The organism is Butyrivibrio sp. AE3004 (assembly GCF_000703165.1).
Classification (GTDB): domain Bacteria; phylum Bacillota; class Clostridia; order Lachnospirales; family Lachnospiraceae; genus Butyrivibrio.
The window spans coordinates 260831-278800 of record NZ_JNLQ01000003.1; the positions used below are offsets into that span (position 1 = coordinate 260831).

Annotated in this window: 12 protein-coding genes; all 12 read left to right on the forward strand. The window is 39.5% G+C overall.

The genetic code is table 11. The features are described from left to right. Positions 1-270 precede the first annotated feature (270 nt). Positions 271-1779 (forward strand): endo-1,4-beta-xylanase, encoded by a 1509-nt coding sequence (locus BV60_RS0119935; protein ID WP_197029623.1) that lies wholly within the window; start codon positions 271-273, stop codon positions 1777-1779. 18 nt (positions 1780-1797) lie between these two features. Further along, a complete protein-coding gene (locus BV60_RS0119940; RefSeq protein WP_029324594.1) occupies positions 1798-4743 on the forward strand; it encodes an extracellular solute-binding protein in 2946 nt (981 codons plus the stop codon). Positions 4744-4788: 45 nt separating this feature from the next. Beyond that, positions 4789-5727 carry a carbohydrate ABC transporter permease gene (locus BV60_RS0119945; protein WP_029324595.1) on the forward strand — a complete coding sequence of 313 codons (939 nt, stop codon included), beginning with the start codon at positions 4789-4791 and terminating at the stop codon, positions 5725-5727. A gap of 1 nt (position 5728) precedes the next feature. Continuing rightward, entirely contained in the window at positions 5729-6646 is a 918-nt protein-coding gene (locus tag BV60_RS0119950; protein ID WP_081846825.1) for a carbohydrate ABC transporter permease, read from the forward strand. A gap of 47 nt (positions 6647-6693) precedes the next feature. After that, entirely contained in the window at positions 6694-8208 is a 1515-nt protein-coding gene (locus BV60_RS0119955) for a hypothetical protein (RefSeq protein ID WP_197029624.1), read from the forward strand. Next, positions 8208-8858, forward strand: a complete 651-nt coding sequence (locus BV60_RS0119960) for a YIP1 family protein (RefSeq protein WP_029324601.1) — start codon at positions 8208-8210, stop codon at positions 8856-8858. The genes BV60_RS0119955 and BV60_RS0119960 overlap by 1 nt, the downstream gene beginning before the upstream one ends. A gap of 21 nt (positions 8859-8879) precedes the next feature. After that, positions 8880-11456: a DUF5696 domain-containing protein gene (locus tag BV60_RS0119965; RefSeq protein ID WP_156036257.1), complete on the forward strand. Its 2577-nt coding sequence runs from the start codon at positions 8880-8882 to the stop codon at positions 11454-11456. Beyond that, positions 11453-12385, forward strand: coding sequence for a carbohydrate ABC transporter permease (locus BV60_RS0119970; protein ID WP_242841036.1), 933 nt, complete (start codon positions 11453-11455; stop codon positions 12383-12385). Before BV60_RS0119965 ends, BV60_RS0119970 begins: the two co-directional genes overlap by 4 nt. Then, positions 12378-13424 (forward strand): carbohydrate ABC transporter permease, encoded by a 1047-nt coding sequence (locus BV60_RS0119975; protein WP_242841037.1) that lies wholly within the window; start codon positions 12378-12380, stop codon positions 13422-13424. Before BV60_RS0119970 ends, BV60_RS0119975 begins: the two co-directional genes overlap by 8 nt. A gap of 157 nt (positions 13425-13581) precedes the next feature. Beyond that, on the forward strand, positions 13582-15120 hold the full coding sequence (locus tag BV60_RS0119980) for an ABC transporter substrate-binding protein (protein WP_029324608.1): 1539 nt from the start codon (positions 13582-13584) through the stop codon (positions 15118-15120). A 169-nt stretch (positions 15121-15289) separates the two neighbouring features. Next, on the forward strand, positions 15290-16189 hold the full coding sequence (locus BV60_RS0119985) for a hypothetical protein (RefSeq protein WP_242841038.1): 900 nt from the start codon (positions 15290-15292) through the stop codon (positions 16187-16189). A 12-nt stretch (positions 16190-16201) separates the two neighbouring features. After that, positions 16202-17911, forward strand: a complete 1710-nt coding sequence (locus BV60_RS0119990; protein WP_029324611.1) for an SGNH/GDSL hydrolase family protein — start codon at positions 16202-16204, stop codon at positions 17909-17911. Positions 17912-17970 lie beyond the last annotated feature (59 nt).

Consider the following 17970-nt stretch of genomic DNA (forward strand, 5'->3'; position numbering starts at 1 on the left):
GCAATTAGCAATAAAAAAGAAGATAATTTTGAATAGAGCTCACTCTCATATTTTGCGATTATAAATGAAATGTGTATCTTCTATTAAATAATTATAAATAAAAGTTTTTGCTATAATTACTCGTTTGTCTAAAATGCACAAATATGACCAGCTCAATTTGGATAGTATAGAGCAATAAGCGCACATGGAAAAGCAAAATGTGATAAGCGCAAATAGTCATAAAAGTCTATGATTTAGTAGCAGCAAAGCTTTAGAGTGCTTTCGCAAGTTTTGAGAAGTAGAAAGGAATATTTCATGAAGAAATATGATCTGGTCAAACGCCGAAGGTTAAGAACGGCAATTATATTGGCTACAACGGCTTTGATTGGCACAGGTTGCGGACAAGCTACTTCCGGAAAAAATGCTGAGACAAAGATTGAAGAGGAAATAAACGCAACATCTGATGACTCAGATAGTAATGCTGAAAGCAATGAAGAAGATACTTCTAATAATATAGAAGAAACTGATTCAGAAGAAGCAAGTGATGTAACGCAAACAACTGAAGATACCGTTGAGAATGAGGAACAAGAGGTACCTGCACTAAAGGATAGCGTAGAAAAGACAATGGGTTGCAGGTTTGGGTGCGCAATTACAGGACAAGAGCCGTGGGACCTTGGCGTTTGGGATATAGTTACAAAGCACTTTAATTGTGTCACGCTTGGGAATGAGTTAAAACCGGATTCGCTTTTTGGATATAGCAATGGAAAGTGTCCGGGAACGGAAGAGGTTGAGCTGAATGGTGAGCTTCTGACTGTTCCGGTTTTGAATTTTAAAAACCCTGAAAAAATTCTTGATAAAATCCTAAAGTGGAATGAAACACATCCGGATCAAACTCTTCAGGTAAGAGGGCATGTGCTTTTGTGGCATTCACAAACGCCGGAATGGTTTTTCCATAAGGATTATGACAAAACCAAGTCGTATGTAACGGCTGAGGAAATGGATAAGAGGCAGGAATGGTACATCAAATCGGTTCTTGAGCATTTTGTAGGAGAAGATAGTAAGTACAAGGATCTTTTTTATGGCTGGGATGTTGTGAATGAAGCAATATCTGATTCAACAGGTACATACAGAACGGATACGGAACGACCGGATGAAGATCTTCTGCAAGATACCCACGGAGGGAACTCAAGTTGGTGGCATGTGTATCAGGATGAAAGCTTCATTATAAATGCCTTCAAATACGCAAATAAATATGCGCCTGAGAGCTTGGAGCTTTATTACAATGACTACAATGAATGCGATGCCAAAAAGAGGGGCGGAATCATAGAACTTCTCAAAGCGGTTAAAGCTGCGGAAGGGGCTCCCGGAGAGGGGACAAGACTTACCGCGATGGGTATGCAGGGGCATTATAGTGTGAGCGGCCCTTCAACAACAGAGTTTGAAAATGCAATCAAGGCTTACGGCGAGGTTGTTGGAAACATTCAAATAACAGAATGGGATTTGGCAGCAAGTGATCAATATGACAGCTCTGATCCTGAATCTGTTGAGGCAGAGTATGAAAGGGAAAGAAAACAATATAACCTTTTGTATTATGCACTTAAATCAGCACAGAGCTCCGGAACGGCAAAGGTTACCGGAATGACGTTCTGGGGAACGATAGATAAATATTCATGGCTTCAGTTCCGCTCCAATGTTGGAGGCGGTAACAAATCAGGGCTGGCGCAATGCCCATTGCTCTTTGATAGTAAATATGAGCCCAAACCGTGTTTCTGGGTTTTTGCAGAAAAAGATGCGGAATAAAATAATTTGGGGGATGAGATGAAAAAGACTTCCAAGACAATATTAATAGTAGCCGGAGTTGTAGCAGTTGTTGCACTGTTGTGCGTGCTATTATCACTACGAGATGTTGATGATTTCCATTATAAATATGAAGGAACAGATCTGACAGCAGATGTTCAGGGTATGGAACGAACCGGAACCTATACAAATTACCTGAACGAGCATGCAGCAGATGAAAAACCGAGTCAGTCAATAGAGGTTGACTTGTATGATAACCAGAGCGAAGGAGATGTTCATGAAGAGAACAATCCTGAAGGCGATGTGGACAAGGCGCTCTATACAGGAACAAGTTCAAAAGTGACTTGGAAAGTCAATGTTCCGAAAGCTGGGTTATATAATCTTTACGTAAATTATTTTCTTCCGGAGTCAAGAGGCGTTCCTGCTGAGAGATCAGTTCTGATAAACGGACAAGCCCCTTTTGAGGATGCAAGAAATATTACATTTACAAGAATCTGGACAAACGGCGGAGAGGTAAAGGTTGATAATCAGGGAAATGAAATAAGACCTTCGCAGGTAGAAGTTTTTGATTGGCAAAGTGCTTATTTCAGAGATGATATGGGATTTATAACAGAACCTTATCAATTCTACTTCGAACAGGGCGAGAATGAACTTACTCTTGAAGCTGAAAATGAACCGATGCTTATTTCTTCATTAGAAATAAAAGCGATTGAAAACGAAAAGATATATAAGGAATATGCTGCTGAGTTTTCAGGAAAAGATGGCGGTGACGCAGCAAAGTCTTTCATACAGACAATACAGGGTGAGGATTCAACAATCAGATCAGAATCTTCGTTATATGCAAAATATGACAGATCATCACCGACCACGGTTCCAAATAGTGTTACGACAACAGTTCTGAACTATGTAGGTGGTGACAGCTGGAGAAGTTCAGGTCAGTGGATTGAATGGGATATAGAAGTACCTGAGGATGGCCTTTACAATATTATGATCAAAGGTCGCCAGAACTATTCCAGAGGTTCTGTTTCTAACAGAAAAGTATTGATTGATGGCGAAGTACCTTTTAAGGAGCTTGAAGAAGTATCATTCCCGTTTGGAAATGATTGGGATTGTCTTGAACTGGCAGACGATAATGGAACTCCTTATAACATTTATCTTACTAAAGGAAGCCACACAATAAGATTGGAAGCAACGCTCGGAGGAATCGGTGAAATTCTTGAAGAGCTTGAGGATTCAACCTACAGACTTAATCAGATATATAGAAGAATCCTTGTTTATACAGGCGCTACTCCTGACCAGTACAGAGACTATCATATTGAAAAAACATATCCTGAAATAATGGAAGCTATGGATCTTGAGTCTAAGAGACTTTATAAGATAGTTGACGATATGGTTGCATATAGTGGTCAGAAAGCGGACCAGATTGCTTCAGCACAGACAGTTGCGCAGCAGCTTGAAAGATTCTGTGCAAAACCTCAGAAAATCACAACAGAGTTTACAACCTTTAAGGATAATATTACTGCTCTTGGTACAGCATCTCTTAATATGAGTGATACAAAACTTGATATTGATTATCTTGTTGTATCAGGAACCGGTGTACAGCCTAAGAAAGATAAAGCAAACTTTGCTACAAAGAGCTGGCATGAAATCAAATCATTCATTGCATCATTCTTTGTAGACTACAATGCAGTCGGTGATGTATACGATGCAAACGGTTCAGGTAATGTAGTTAAGGTATGGGTACTTACAGGACGTGATCAGGGTACAATCCTTAAATCAATGGTTGATGATACATTTACACCTGAGAGTGGAGTAAAGGTTAACGTTGAAATCGTTGCTCCGGATGCACTTCTTAATGCAGTACTTGCAGGAAGAGGACCTAATGTAGTTCTTTCCGTGGGCGCAGATCAGCCTGTAAACTATGCACTACGTGGTGCAGCTGAAGACATAACACAGTTTGATGATTGGGAAGAAGTTCTTTCACATTATTCAAAGAGTTCCTATGAACAGTATGGACTTGATGGACATGTATACGGAATTCCTGAGACACAGACCTTCAATGTAATGTTCTATAGAAAAGACGTTCTTGAAGAACTTGGACTTGAGCCTCCGCAGACGTGGAAGGAACTTATAGAAATGCTTCCTACAATTCAGGGTAACAACCTTTCTGTTGGTATACCTACTGCAGCAGGAAGTAGCGGAGCTGCAACAGCTTCAACAGCAATCATGTCAAATATGCCTGATCTTTCAATGTATTTCTCACTGCTTTATCAGTATGGCGGGGATATGTACAACGAAGCAGGAACAAAGACAACCGTTAATACAGAAGCCGGTGTTAAGGCATTTGATGAATATGTAAGATATTTCAATGACTACGGAATACCTACAATATATGATTTCGTAAGCAGATTCCGTTCAGGAGAAATGCCAATTGGTGTAGCACCTTATTCAACTTATAACACATTGATGGTATCAGCGCCTGAAATCAGAGGTCTATGGGATTTCACTCTCATACCCGGAACAAAGCAGGCTGATGGAACAATTGATCGTTCGGATTTCATCACAGGTAACGCTACTATGATGATCAGAACTGAAGATGAATCACTTCGAAAGGATTCATGGGAATTCATGAAGTGGTGGGCAAATGCGGATACACAGGTTAGATTTGGTAGAGAAATTGAAGCACTTCTCGGTTCATCCGCAAGATATGCTACAGCTAACAGAGATGCATTCAAAAATTTATCTTGGAGTGCAGAGGATATTGAAGTACTTGATGATCAGTGGGATCAGACAGTTGGAATAAGAGAGGTTCCCGGCGGATACTTTACCGGACGTCATATTTCCAACGCAATACGTAAAGTTATTAACGAAAAAGTTGATTCACGAGAGACCATCATTGACTACTCAATCATGATTGATGAAGAGATTGAGAAGAAGAGGAAAGAGTTCGGAATGCCAATTGAGTAATATCTGGCATGAGCACAATAATCCGACAGTTTTAGGAGAGAAAGAATGAAAGAGTATCTTCAAAAGTATTTCACCTTGCGTAAGCATAACGCAAAGGTGGCGTATAAAAAGGCGAAAAATCGAAAAATGTGCTATCTCTTTCTTGCACCATATGCGATTTTGTTCACCATGTTTTATGTTTTTCCGGTTTTGGCATCCATATATTTTAGTTTTACATATTATAACGTATTGGAAGCACCGCGATTCATCGGTCTGCAGAATTACATCAGCCTGATTCTGCAGGACGACATCTTCCTAATCGGTGTGAAAAACACATTACTGATTGCAGTGATTACCGGACCCCTTGGTTATATAATGTCCTTCCTTTTTGCCTGGCTGATTAACGAATTGCCAAGATGGGTACGTAGTATAGCAGTTATGGTGTTTTACGCACCGTCAATCGCGGGAAACTGTTTCGTTATCTTCTCCGTGTTCTTTAGAGGAGATGCTTATGGTTATGTAAATGCATTTTTGATTAACCTTGGAATTATTGATAAGCCAATATTATGGTTGGTTAACCCTCAGTACATGTTACCGATTTGTATGCTGGTTATACTCTGGATGAGTCTTGGTAGTGGATTCCTTTCATTTGTAGCAGGCCTTCAGGGTGTAGATAAGTCACAGTTCGAAGCCGGTTACATGGATGGTATCAAAAACCGTTGGCAGGAACTTTGGTTCATAACACTTCCGAACATGAAGCCTATGCTGATGTTTGGTGCGGTAATGGCAATCACACAGGCTTTCAACGTAGCAGATGTTACAATGCAGCTTTGTGGATTTCCGAGTACAGACTACGCAGCAAGAACAATCGTAGCACACCTTATTGACTACGGTTCAATGAGATTTGAAATGGGATATGCATGTGCAATTGCAACCATACTGTTCCTGATGATGATTTTATGCAATAAAGCAATTCAAAGCTTCTTAAGGAGAGTGGGAACCTGACATGAGTAAAGATAGTAACAAGAAGAAAACTGAAAAAGAAACTAAAGAGCAGGTTTACCGCAAGAAGCTGATCAAGAAAAGAAAGCCAAACAGATCAATAATAGGTGATATTTTATTATATCTCATATTGCTTCTTATAGCTTTTATTATGGCTTTCCCTCTTATCTATGCGGTAAGCAGTGCATTAAAGCCTCTGGACGAACTGTTTAAGTTCCCGCCCACGATTTTCCCGAAACGGCCGACTATTGATAACTTCTCGGATCTGTTTGTTACAATGGGTAAATCCTGGGTAACCTTCTCAAGATACCTGTTTAATACAGTATTTATCACTTTTGTGGGAACATTTGGACATTTGATCATAGCATCTATGGCAGCTTTTGTACTTGCTAAGTACGAATTCCCCGGAAATCAGGCATTTTTCAAGCTTGTAACCGTAGCTATGATGTTTACCGGATATGTAACAGCTATTCCTAACTACATCATATTAAATAAACTTGGATGGATTGATACATATTGGGCAATAATTATTCCTGCTTTTGCTTCACCTTTAGGACTTTTCCTTATGAAGCAGTTCATGGAAGGTCTTCCGACTTCACTTATTGAAGCGGCTAAGATAGACGGAGCAAATGAGTGGAAAGTATTTTCAGGCATCGTAATGCCTAATGTTAAGCCTGCATGGATGACACTTATCATCTTCTCAGTTCAGGCACTTTGGAATAACAGAGCTTCAACCTTCATTTATTCAGAGGAGAAAAAGACACTGGTATTTGCGCTTCAGCAGATTCAGAGTGGTGGTATCGCAAGAACAGGTCAGGGTGCAGCCGTACTGGTTGTTGTAATGATCGTTCCGATTATCATCTTCGTATTCTCCCAGAGCCAGATCCTCGAGACAATGGCTAGTTCCGGTTTGAAGGATTGATAAAATACATTACCAAACCATTTGGAAAGGTGTAAGTTATGCAGACTATGAAAAAAATCGTAAAAGGAGCAGCAGCAGTATTTGCTGGCATGATGGTTCTTACCGCCACTCCTTTAACGGCATATGCAGGTGAATATGGGTATACCTATAATTATGATTACTGGGGAGATGTTCAGGAAAGTCCCGATTTCTACAATGTATGTAAGGTATTTACAGGAGCAGACCTGGGACTTGATAAGAATCTGAGCAATCCTGACGGAATATTCACGAAAGACAATAAAATATACCTCTGTGACAGTGGAAATAATCGCATTATCGAGCTGCAGAGAGATTCAGCTGAAAAGCTTGAGGTAGTAAGGATAATAGATTCCTTTGAAGGTGATTGCGATGTTAAAACATTGGCAAATCCTACAGATGTAGCTGTTTCAGATGAGGGTGACTTCTATATAGCAGATCAGGGAAATGCGAGAGTTTTAAAACTGGATAAAGATCTTCAGTATGTGCAGTCATTCGTAAAGCCTGAAGATAATACACTTGATCCCAAATTGGTTTTCCAGCCGACAAAACTGTCAGTTGATTCCGCAGGTCGTGTTTATTGTATTGCGACAGGTATAAATAAAGGACTTATAAAATACGAAGCGGATGGAACTTTTTCAGGATTTGTAGGTGCTACACCGGTAACATTTGATTGGACAGATTATATTTGGAAAAAGTTTGCTTCTCAGGAACAGAGAGCTAAGATGGAGTCCTTCGTTCCTACAGAGTATGAGAATATCTTCATGGATTATGAAGGATTCATATATGCAACAATAGCAACAAATGAGGATAAAGCATCTAAAAAGGACAATGCTGTTAGAAAGCTTAATCTGATGGGAAGTGACATTCTTGTACATAACGGTGAATGGGGTGTTCTGGGTGATCTTTACTGGGGATCCGGCGGTGGATATGAAGGACCGTCAATTTTCACTGATGTCACAGTCATGGATAATGACATTTATGTATGCCTTGACAGAAACAGAGGAAGATGCTTTGGATATGATGATCAGGGAAATATAGTATTCTGTTACGGTGGAAATGGTAACATGAACGGATATTTCCGTAAACCTACAGCAATTGACCATATAGGTCATGACTTATATGTTGTAGATGCGCTTGATAACTCTATCACAGTATTTGTTCCGACAGAATTTGGTCAGCTTGTATACAACGCTATCGAAGAGTTTGATCAGGGTAAATATACAGAGTCAGGTGAGTCATGGGAAAACGTTATGAAACAAAACGGAAACTATGACCTGGCATACATCGGAATAGGAAGATCATTACTTCGTCAGAAGCGATACAAAGAAGCAATGAAGTATTTTGAGCTTAAGTATGATGATGACAACTATTCCAAAGCTTATAAACAATATCGTAAGGAATGGGTTGAAGATCATATTGTTTGGATTGTTCTGGTTATTGTTTTACTCTTTATCGTTCCGCTTGGAATAGGTAAAACCAGAAGGATAAAACATGAGATTGACACTGCAGATATTTTCATGAATACACAGGACGGAGAAAAATAATGGCAGCTATCACAAAAGAGAAATATGATCATTATATTGACTCGCTGAAGTTTGCTCTTTACTGTATATCCCATCCGCTTGACGGATTTTGGGATCTGACACACGAAAAAAGAGGAACTTATGCAGCAGCCAACACAATACTGATTGCTACGGTATTGATAAGAATCCTGAAGCTAAGATACACAAGCTTCATATTTGTAACAGTTTACTGGGAAGATTTGAATATCTTCTTATATATAGCAAGTATTCTTTTCCCTCTTTCCTTATGGGTAGTCGGAAACTGGGGACTTACCACATTGTTTGATGGTAAAGGTCGATTGGGCCAGGTATATATGGCAACATGTTATGCACTTACGCCTTATCCGCTTTTACAGTTTCCACTAATGATATTCAGTAATTTCGTAACAGTAGATGAAAAAGAATTTTATGCCATGGTGAGTGCAATATCCCTGGTTTGGGCAGCACTGCTTGTTATAGCAGCCATGGGGCAGATTCACGAATATACAGCCGGAAAGAATCTGCTTTTCACAATAGCAACACTTTTTTCAATGCTGGTAATGATTTTCATTCTGATGATTTTCTTCAGTATGATATCTCAGGGAGTTTCTTACTTTATATCTCTGGGTAAGGAATTATTGTTCCGACTATAGAAATTACGGATGGGAGCAGAAATGAACGAAAATAAAAAGGGAAAAATACGACAGATAGTTAAGAGCCTGGCGGCTCCTGTGATCATATGTATTCTAATATTAGCTGCCGTACTTTTCATAATAAATCATAAAAATGTAAATGATACAGATGAAGCTGTAGTTCCGTACTCATATGAAGGCGGAGAGGATACGGTTGTTATTGAGAATGACAAGCTGAAACTGGAAATGGATCCTTTAACTACACAGTTTACTGTTACTGTTAAGGAAACCGGTAAGGTATGGCGTTCAAATCCGGAGAATGCAGCAAATGATGCAATAGCTCTTCCTGAAGAGAAGGCCAACCTACAGTCACCGCTCATTATGTCATATTCAGTTGTTACAGGTCTTGAGACAACATATAACACTCATACCTACAGTACAGCCAACCAGATTTATAACATTACAAAGGATGGCGACTCCGTAAGAGTAGATTACTCACTTGGTGATGTTATAAAAGAGTATGTTATTCCTCCTGTAATTACTAAGGAAAGTCTTGATGAATGGCTTTCAAAAATGGATAAGGATGACGTTAATTTTATCCAGCAGTATTACAAAAAGTATGACATTAACAAGCTTGGTAAAAAAGACAATAAGGATGAGCTTCTTGCAAGTTATCCGGCTCTTGAAGACCATGTCATATACGTACTTCGTGATAAGACAAAAGAAAATGTAAGAAAGAAGATTGAAAAATCCTTTGAAGAAGCAGGATATACATATGATGATTTCCAAGCAGATAAGGAACTTGATCTTTCTGTAAAAAGCTCAGATAAGCCTGTATTTAATGTAAGTGTTGTTTACAAGCTTGATGGAGACGATCTTGTTGTAGAGGTTCCTATGAAGGACCTTAAGTATAAAAAGGATTCACCGATTTATACAATTACCCCTCTTCCATATTTTGGAGCTGGTGACAGCGAGCAGGATGGTTACATGTTTGTTCCGGAAGGCGGCGGTGCTACTATTAACTTCAACAATGGCAAGGTTTCACAGAGCAGCTATTATACAAATGTATATGGTTGGGATATGTGCCTTAGCAGAGATGCGGTAGTACATAACACCAGAGCATACTATGGTGTATTCGGAGTTTCAGAAGGTAATGACTCTTTCTTATGTATACTTGAAGATGGAAGCCCTTATGCTTCAATTCAGGCAGATATAAGCGGAAAGAACAACAGCTACAATTATGTAAATGCCGTATACAGCATTTGCCAGAGAGAGCAGTATGATGTAGGTGATATCGCTAACAGTGATGTATATGAATATGTACCTTCATTGCCGGATGAAACACTTACTCGTAGATATACATTTATCAATTCCGGAAGCTATGTAGACATGGCAAAGGAATATGGATCTTATTTACAGGATAAATATGGCGATTCTCTTTCTATGAATCAGGATTCAAGTGCACCGGTTGCTGTTGAGATGATCGGAGCAATTGATAAGGTTAAACAGATTCTCGGTGTTCCTGTAAAGAGACCTCTTAAGCTTACGACTTATAAAGAAGCAAGCAATATCGTTAAGGATTTAAATGATAACGGAATCGATAACATGTCCGTTAAACTTACCGGATGGTGCAACGGTGGTGTGGATCAGAGATTATTGAAATCCGCAAAGACGATTGGAGCACTAGGAAGTAAAAATGATCTGAAGAATCTGGTTAAGACAGGTGATGAAACAGGTTCAAAGGTTTACCTTGATGGTATAACACAGTATGCAAATGATTCAAACCTGCTTGATGGTTTCTTCTCATACAGAGATGCAGCAAAGCTCATCAGCAAAGAGCAGGCTAAGTTATATGATTATAGCCATATAACATATGCGCAGAGAGAGAATTCTGATCATTTGTATTATCTGTTACATACAGATCTTGCAATGAATATTGCAGACAAGTTTGCTGATACAGCAGCATCTTATGGTGCAGGTGTTTCTTTCCAGGATATTGGAAAAGACTTATCATCTGATTTCTATAGAAAGAATATGCACAGCAGACAGAGCGTAAAGAGCCTTCAGGAAGAAGAACTTAAGAAGATTCAGAGTGAAGGCACACCCATAATGATAAACATGGGTAATGACTATGCGGTTCCTTATGCTAGCATGGTTACAGGAATGGATTTAAGAGGAAGTGAATATACAATACTTGATCAATGCATTCCTTTCTACCAGATTGCTGTACATGGCAGAGTAAACTATACAGGAGAGCCTGTAAACATTGGTGGTAATCAGGAGAATGAAGTACTTTACAGCGCAGAGTATGGCGCAGGATTATACTTCGCTTTCATGAATGAAACATCATTTGCAACACAGAAAACACTTTATACAGATTATTACGGTGCAACATATTCAGCATGGAAAGACAAGATGCTTGATATCTGCACAAGATACAACGAAGAACTCGGCCATATCTTCAATCAGGAAATGGTTGATCATGAAAACATCAGTGAAGATCTTTCCCGCACACAGTATGCGGATGGAACTAATGTCTATGTAAATTATGGCTACAGTGATGCACAGACACCGGACGGAAAGACAGTTCCCGCCAGAGATTATCTGGTTGTCAGATGAGAGGAAATGGTTTTATGGAAAAGCAGAAGCAAAAGAAAAAGGTTGTAGGACTGCAAAAAAGAAAAGCCAAGGCAGGATATGCATTTATTGCTCCTTTTGTAATTGGTTTTCTGGTATTTATGATTAAGCCCTTATGGCAGTCACTTAATATGAGTTTTTGCAATGTAGAACTTGGAGCAGGAGACTTTAAGCAGACTTGGGTAGGACTTACCAATTACATATATGCTTTCAGAGTAGATCCTGAATTCAACAGATTACTGGTTGAAGAGCTTTCAAGAATGATTGTTTACTCATTGGCTATCATAGTATTCAGTTTCTTTGTTGCACTGATATTAAATCAGAAGTTCAAGGGACGTGCACTGGTAAGAGCAATCTTCTTCCTTCCGGTTATTCTTTCATCAGGTGTAATCGTAGGACTTGAATCAAACAACCAGCTCATGGCATCACTTGCTCAGACAATTGAACAAACAACACAGGGTGTAAGTGTTACAGCTGCTCTCGAGAGTATACTTCGTACAGCCGGTGTAGGTGTTAGAGCTTATGAAAAGGTATTTGAAGTAATTGATAATATTTATGATGTCGCTATTGCTTCAGGTATTCAGATTATTATCTTCCTGTCAGGTCTTCAGAGCATATCATCAAGTATGTATGAAGCAGCTGATATTGAAGGATGTACAAAATGGGAGAGTTTGTGGAAAATAACATTCCCGATGATCAGTTCACTTTTCCTTGTTAATTGGCTTTATACAGTAGTTGATTTCTGTATGCGTTCTGATAACGGTGTTATTGAGAAAATTCAAAAGGTAATGGTTGAGCAGATGCAGTATGGTAATGCTTCAGCAATGTCCTGGATATATTTCTTAGTTGTACTTGCATTTGTCGGAATTACATCTCTTGTTATCTCGAAGGGAGTTTATTACTATGACTGATATGGCATTAGCACAGAAAATGAGTGCCAAAGAAAACAAAAAAAAGACATTGGTTCATCAGGACAAGGATTTCTGGGAAAGAAACAGATTATCCGGTGGATATCTTTTACAAAAGAAAATTATGGATATAGGTTTGAGTATATTCAGATTCATACTTCTTTTCGGAATGTGTTTCATGATATTACAGCCTATTTTAAACAAAATATCCGTAAGTTTCATGACAGAGCAGGACTTGTACAACCCAATTGTTATTGCTATTCCTGAACACTTCACAACTGCTAACTATAGACTTGCAGCTGAACTTATGAGTTATGGTCAGGCTCTTATTAATTCAATTCTTATATCATTGACCATTGCTGTTTTACAGATAACCGTATGTACACTTGTTGGTTATGGATTTGCAAGATTTGAGTTTCCTTTTAAGAAATTCTGGTTTGCGGCAGTTATTTTGGTAATTCTCATTCCGCCACAGACAATTGCATCATCCTTGCATTTGCACTTCAGATTTTTTGATATACTGGGATTGTTTAAACTGACAACAGGATCAACATTAAACCTAAGAGGATCAGCACTTCCGTATTATCTGATGAGTGCCGGTTGTATGGGACTTAAGAATGGTCTTTATATCTTCATCATAAGACAGTTTTTCAGAGGACTTCCTGTAGATCTTGAAGAGGCTGCTTATGTTGACGGATGTGGAATGCTTAAGACTTTTGTAAGAATTATGCTTCCCCAGGCTAAGCCACCTATTACATCATGTTTCCTGTTTGCCTTTGTATGGCAGTGGACAGATGGATTTTATTCAAGATTATTCCTTGGAAACACAAAGCTTGTAAGTACCAGTCTTTCAAGAATTATCGATAGTCTTGGTGCATATATTCAGCGTATTAACGGTGTTAAGACAACTATTTCCGTTGCTTATTCAAACTGTATTCTTGCGACAGGTACACTGATGATTATCATGCCTTTGATAATTCTGTATCTCTTCGCACAGCGTGCTTTCGTTGAAAGTATTGCAAATACAGGTATAAAGATGTAAAAAATCTCTTTGCGCTGTATAATAGCGAAGGAGTTAAATATTTTTCTTATCAGGGAATGCCCATTTGCTCTGGCAGCACCCGGGAATGCGCCGGGGCAGATGGCTTCTATATAACATTAACTTAGAGATGGAAAAATCTCAAAAAAGGAGGACAAAGATGAAAAGGGCATTAACCAAAAAAGTTACAGCTGCTATTACACTTGCAGCTATGACAATGAGTGCTGTTGGATGTGGAGCAAGTACAAATAGTACAAGTACAGATACAGCTACTTCAACAGAGGCTGCAGCAGATACAACAGAGACTGCTGAGAGCACAGAGACAGAGGATACTGCAGGGTCTGACACAGAAGAGACTACTGAGGATGCAGGCGAGGCTGAAGAAGCAGAAGCTTCTGAAAGTGGAGATCTCTATGAAGTTAAGACAGATGCTGATGGTAATCCTATCGATCTCGGCGGTATGGAAATTATCATCCGTGACTGGTGGTCAGGCGACCCGACAGAACCCGCTAACGATTATGAAGAAGCTCAGCAGGAGTACAGAGATTGGGCTCAGGAAACATACAACTTCACAATCAAGCAGCAGGCTATCTCTGACTGGGGTTCAACACCTGCAGATTTCGTAGATTATGCTACAACAGGTGGCGATGAGAACTACATTTGGACACTTCGTGATGATCCGGCTATCACATCAGCTATTTCAAGTGGTCTTATGTATGACCTTTCAACTCTTGATTGCCTTGATTTCTCAAAGGATAAGTTCCAGAGAAACCTTCTTCACGAGCAGTATGGTAAAGACGGACACATTTACGCTATGTATGCTGGATTCTCAGAGCCTAGAACAGGTGTATACTTTAACAAGAGAATTCTTACAGATGCTGGTATCGATCCTGAATCAATCTATGATATGCAGGCTGACGGAACATGGACATGGGATGCTTTCGAAGATCTCCTTTCCAAGGTTCAGCGTGATACAGACAACGATGGTGTTATCGATATTTATGGTATGACACTTAACGAAGGTGTTATGACAACACAGGCTATCTTCTCTAACGGTGGTGACATCGTAGGTAAAGATGCAAGTGGCAAGTACACATATGACCTTGAGAATCCTGAAACTCTTGAAGCTCTTGAGTGGACAGTTAAGATATTCTCAAACTATGATGCAGAAAAGGCTAATCCGGAAGGCGCTGAGTGGGATTACTACAAAGAGCAGTTCATCAACGGTCAGGCAGCATTCCTTGTAGAGGATGAGTATGCAGGATGCCCTGGTAACTTCCTTGAGGATATGACAGATGAGCTCGGCTTCGTAATGTTCCCTAAGGGACCTAAGGGTAAGGACTATATCAACGTATGGACAAACAACCCGATTGCAATCCCTGCTTGCTATGATGAAGACAAGGCATGGAAGCTTGCATTTGCTTGGGATCTTTGGACAAATCAGCCTGAAGGCTATGAGGACTTCAATGGTAACATTTCAACAGCTCGTAACGGTATCTTTGATACAAGAGCAGTTGATGAGACAATCACAATGATGACACAGCCTGAGCACGGCACAATTGCTTATCACGGCATGATTCCTAACATGAGCATTGGTTCAGACTTCATCTGGAATATTACACCTGATTGTGTAGTTTCTGAGCAGGTTGAAGCTATTGCTGATACATGGAAAGCATACATTGAGGATGCAAATAAATAATTTCTGCTTAACTCGATAAGTAGAGAATCAGAGGGGCGGCTAAGTTATTTGGCCGCCCCTTATTTATCCGGAAGAAGAACCGGACATAGTTTTATTTAGAAAGGTTTTAGTTATTATGGGCAAGGTGAAATTTCATTTACCGGGACTCCGATATAATTATCCCCTAAACATGTTTTGGATAAGTCTTATGGAGCAGCACCCGGAGTATTTTAGGGAAGGTGTTGAGATTGCTTCTTTTTTTGGAGCATTTCCGCTTGCATTATGGAATGGGGGACGTTTTCTGGGGAATGACCAGTGCGATGCAGGATTCGTGAAAAATGTCGTAAAGACCATAAATGCAAAAGGCATTCCTATTAGATATACTTTCACCAATCCACTTCTTATCGAAGCTGACCTGGATGATCCTTTCTGTAACTTTTGCATGGAGGTAGGGGATAATGGAATGAATGAAGTTCTTGTCTATTCTGAGATTCTTGAGAAGTATCTTAGGGAAAAATATCCTTCATATCATTTTAATAGTACAACGTGCAAAGAAATTCGTGATGTAGAGTCATTAAATAAGGAAATGGAAAAGGACTATAAATATGTAGTTCTTGATTACAATTTAAATAACAAGTGGGATTTATTGGAAAAGGTTGAACATAAAGAAAAGCTTGAAGTTCTGATAAATGCTTGCTGCGTGCCTGATTGTAAGCGCAGGGGCGATCACTATAAAAACATAGCAATAAATCAGAGAACAACCCTTGAGAACAGAAAACTTCCCAAGGATAAACAAAAACCCATAAAACCCTGGACCTGTGAATACGGAGATAAAAATTGCATCTACACAATACAGGAATATTCAACATTTGTTTCTCCGGAGATGATCTGGGAAAAATATGTGCCTATGGGTATAAATAATTTCAAAATAGAAGGTAGAACAGGTAACCTGTTTTCCCTCATAGAAACATATAGTTTTTATATGCTTAAACCTGAAAAAATCGGAGAAGCCAGATTATTACTCCTAAGAAATCTGGAAAGTTCAGGAATAATAAGTGTAAATAAACCAAGACCAGGAAGATGGCCGTGAAAAGAGGACACAATGAGTAACGAAGAAAGAAGAGGGCCGGTAGCCCCTAAGGATCCAACAAAAAAGAGACCATATTTTTACATAATGCAGGACAAAGGAATATTTGCTGCCCCCCAATCGGATGGCAGAGGTATTCAGTTCATCTATGAGGATAATGGTAGATTGCCTGATTCTGCTAAGCTCACAGGAAATGTAACAGATGAAAAAATACTTGAAATGCTTGGGACAGCAGAAGGCTTTAAGAAGCTTGTTCATAGTATAGGTGTATCCGTATCAGAGGAATCAAGAAAAGAAAAGGTTAATTTTGTTTTCCAGATGTACGGACAGAATCAGGGTGACCCTGCGACTATCGTAAGCAGAGAATTTGTAGCCGATGGATCAGAGCAGATTATAGATCTCACAGAGATTACATGGTTTGATACAGACAGAGTACCCGGACAAATACGCTTTGAATTTGAAAAGTCAGGAATACAGGCAATGGCAGATGTTTGCTTTTATCTGCATGATGGATTTGAAGCTCCGGAGCAGCTTACAGACAATGCTGTAGATTTTGAGTCTGACGATTATAAGAAGATGATAAGCAAATGCCTTATGAAAAAGGGCAATCTGAAGAGACTTCATGAAGTAACAGAGAAAGCTAAAAGAGGTGAGGATGTTACTCTTTCCTTTATTGGCGGCTCAATAACTCAGGGTGCCGGTGCAATTCCGATTCATGAAAAGAGCTATGCAAGAGTATATGCCAACTCTTTTGAGAAAAAATACGCTAATGGTGGTGCGGTAAAGCTTATTAAAGCAGGTGTCGGTGGTACTCCTTCCGAGCTTGGAATGATACGTTTTGAACGTGACATCCTTCGTGATGGTAGTGAGAAGCCGGATCTGATCGTAATTGAATTTGCTGTGAATGATGAAGGTGACGAAACAAAGGGAGTTTGCTACGAAAGTCTTGTGAGAAAATGCCTTGCGCTTCCCTGGAAGCCGGCAGTGGTATTGCTGTTTGCAGTCTTCTCGTTTGACTGGAATCTGCAGGACAGATTAGGACCTGTAGGTGAAAGATATGATATTCCCATGGTAAGTGTATTGGATGCTGTATCACCACAGTTTGCGCTTAAACCCGCCGAAGGAAGAGTTATTTCCAAGAAGCAGTTCTTTTATGACATATATCATCCGAGCAATTTAGGACATCAGGTTATGTCTGATTGCCTGATGGAGATGACTTCAGAGGCTGAAAAACAGACTGAGTTTGAAAATGAGGAAGATCTGCTTAGTAAGGAACCTGCTATCGGTGCTGATTTTGAAAAGGTATATCTGCTTGACCGTAAGGATTTAAGCAGTGCAACAATTGAAGAGGGGGCATTTACAGATACTGACAAAATGCTTCAAATGGTTGAAATGGACAGTGAAGTTGTTCCTGTTCCTGAATTTCCAAATAACTGGCATTATGATGGTAGTGATGAAAACCCTGCACCATTCAAGATGAAAATAAGTTGTACAAAGCTTCTTCTTGTAATGAAAGATTCAGGAGACAACATCTTCGGAACTGCTGAAGTTTATGTGGATGGAAGAAAAGTGCTTGATGCAGATCCGCTTGTAAATGGTTGGACACATTGCAATCCGTTGATAATCCTAAATGGTGCAGAGGTTGCTCTGCATGAAGTTGAAATTCGTATGGCAAAAGGTCATGAGAACAAGAAGTTTACTATTCTTGGCTTTGGTGTTGTCTAAAAACAAAAGAAACGTTTAACCTAAACAATCGATGAGATTAGCAAAAGAGTTACTTTGGA

Coding starts and splice junctions, on each gene's coding strand:
- BV60_RS0119940 (WP_029324594.1), top strand. CDS start 1,798: ATGAAAAAGACTTCCAAGACAATATTAATAGTAGCCGGAGTTGTAGCA.
- BV60_RS0119945 (WP_029324595.1), top strand. CDS start 4,789: ATGAAAGAGTATCTTCAAAAGTATTTCACCTTGCGTAAGCATAACGCA.
- BV60_RS0119950 (WP_081846825.1), top strand. CDS start 5,729: ATGAGTAAAGATAGTAACAAGAAGAAAACTGAAAAAGAAACTAAAGAG.
- BV60_RS0119955 (WP_197029624.1), top strand. CDS start 6,694: ATGAAAAAAATCGTAAAAGGAGCAGCAGCAGTATTTGCTGGCATGATG.
- BV60_RS0119960 (WP_029324601.1), top strand. CDS start 8,208: ATGGCAGCTATCACAAAAGAGAAATATGATCATTATATTGACTCGCTG.
- BV60_RS0119965 (WP_156036257.1), top strand. CDS start 8,880: ATGAACGAAAATAAAAAGGGAAAAATACGACAGATAGTTAAGAGCCTG.
- BV60_RS0119970 (WP_242841036.1), top strand. CDS start 11,453: ATGAGAGGAAATGGTTTTATGGAAAAGCAGAAGCAAAAGAAAAAGGTT.
- BV60_RS0119975 (WP_242841037.1), top strand. CDS start 12,378: ATGACTGATATGGCATTAGCACAGAAAATGAGTGCCAAAGAAAACAAA.
- BV60_RS0119980 (WP_029324608.1), top strand. CDS start 13,582: ATGAAAAGGGCATTAACCAAAAAAGTTACAGCTGCTATTACACTTGCA.
- BV60_RS0119985 (WP_242841038.1), top strand. CDS start 15,290: ATGTTTTGGATAAGTCTTATGGAGCAGCACCCGGAGTATTTTAGGGAA.
- BV60_RS0119990 (WP_029324611.1), top strand. CDS start 16,202: ATGAGTAACGAAGAAAGAAGAGGGCCGGTAGCCCCTAAGGATCCAACA.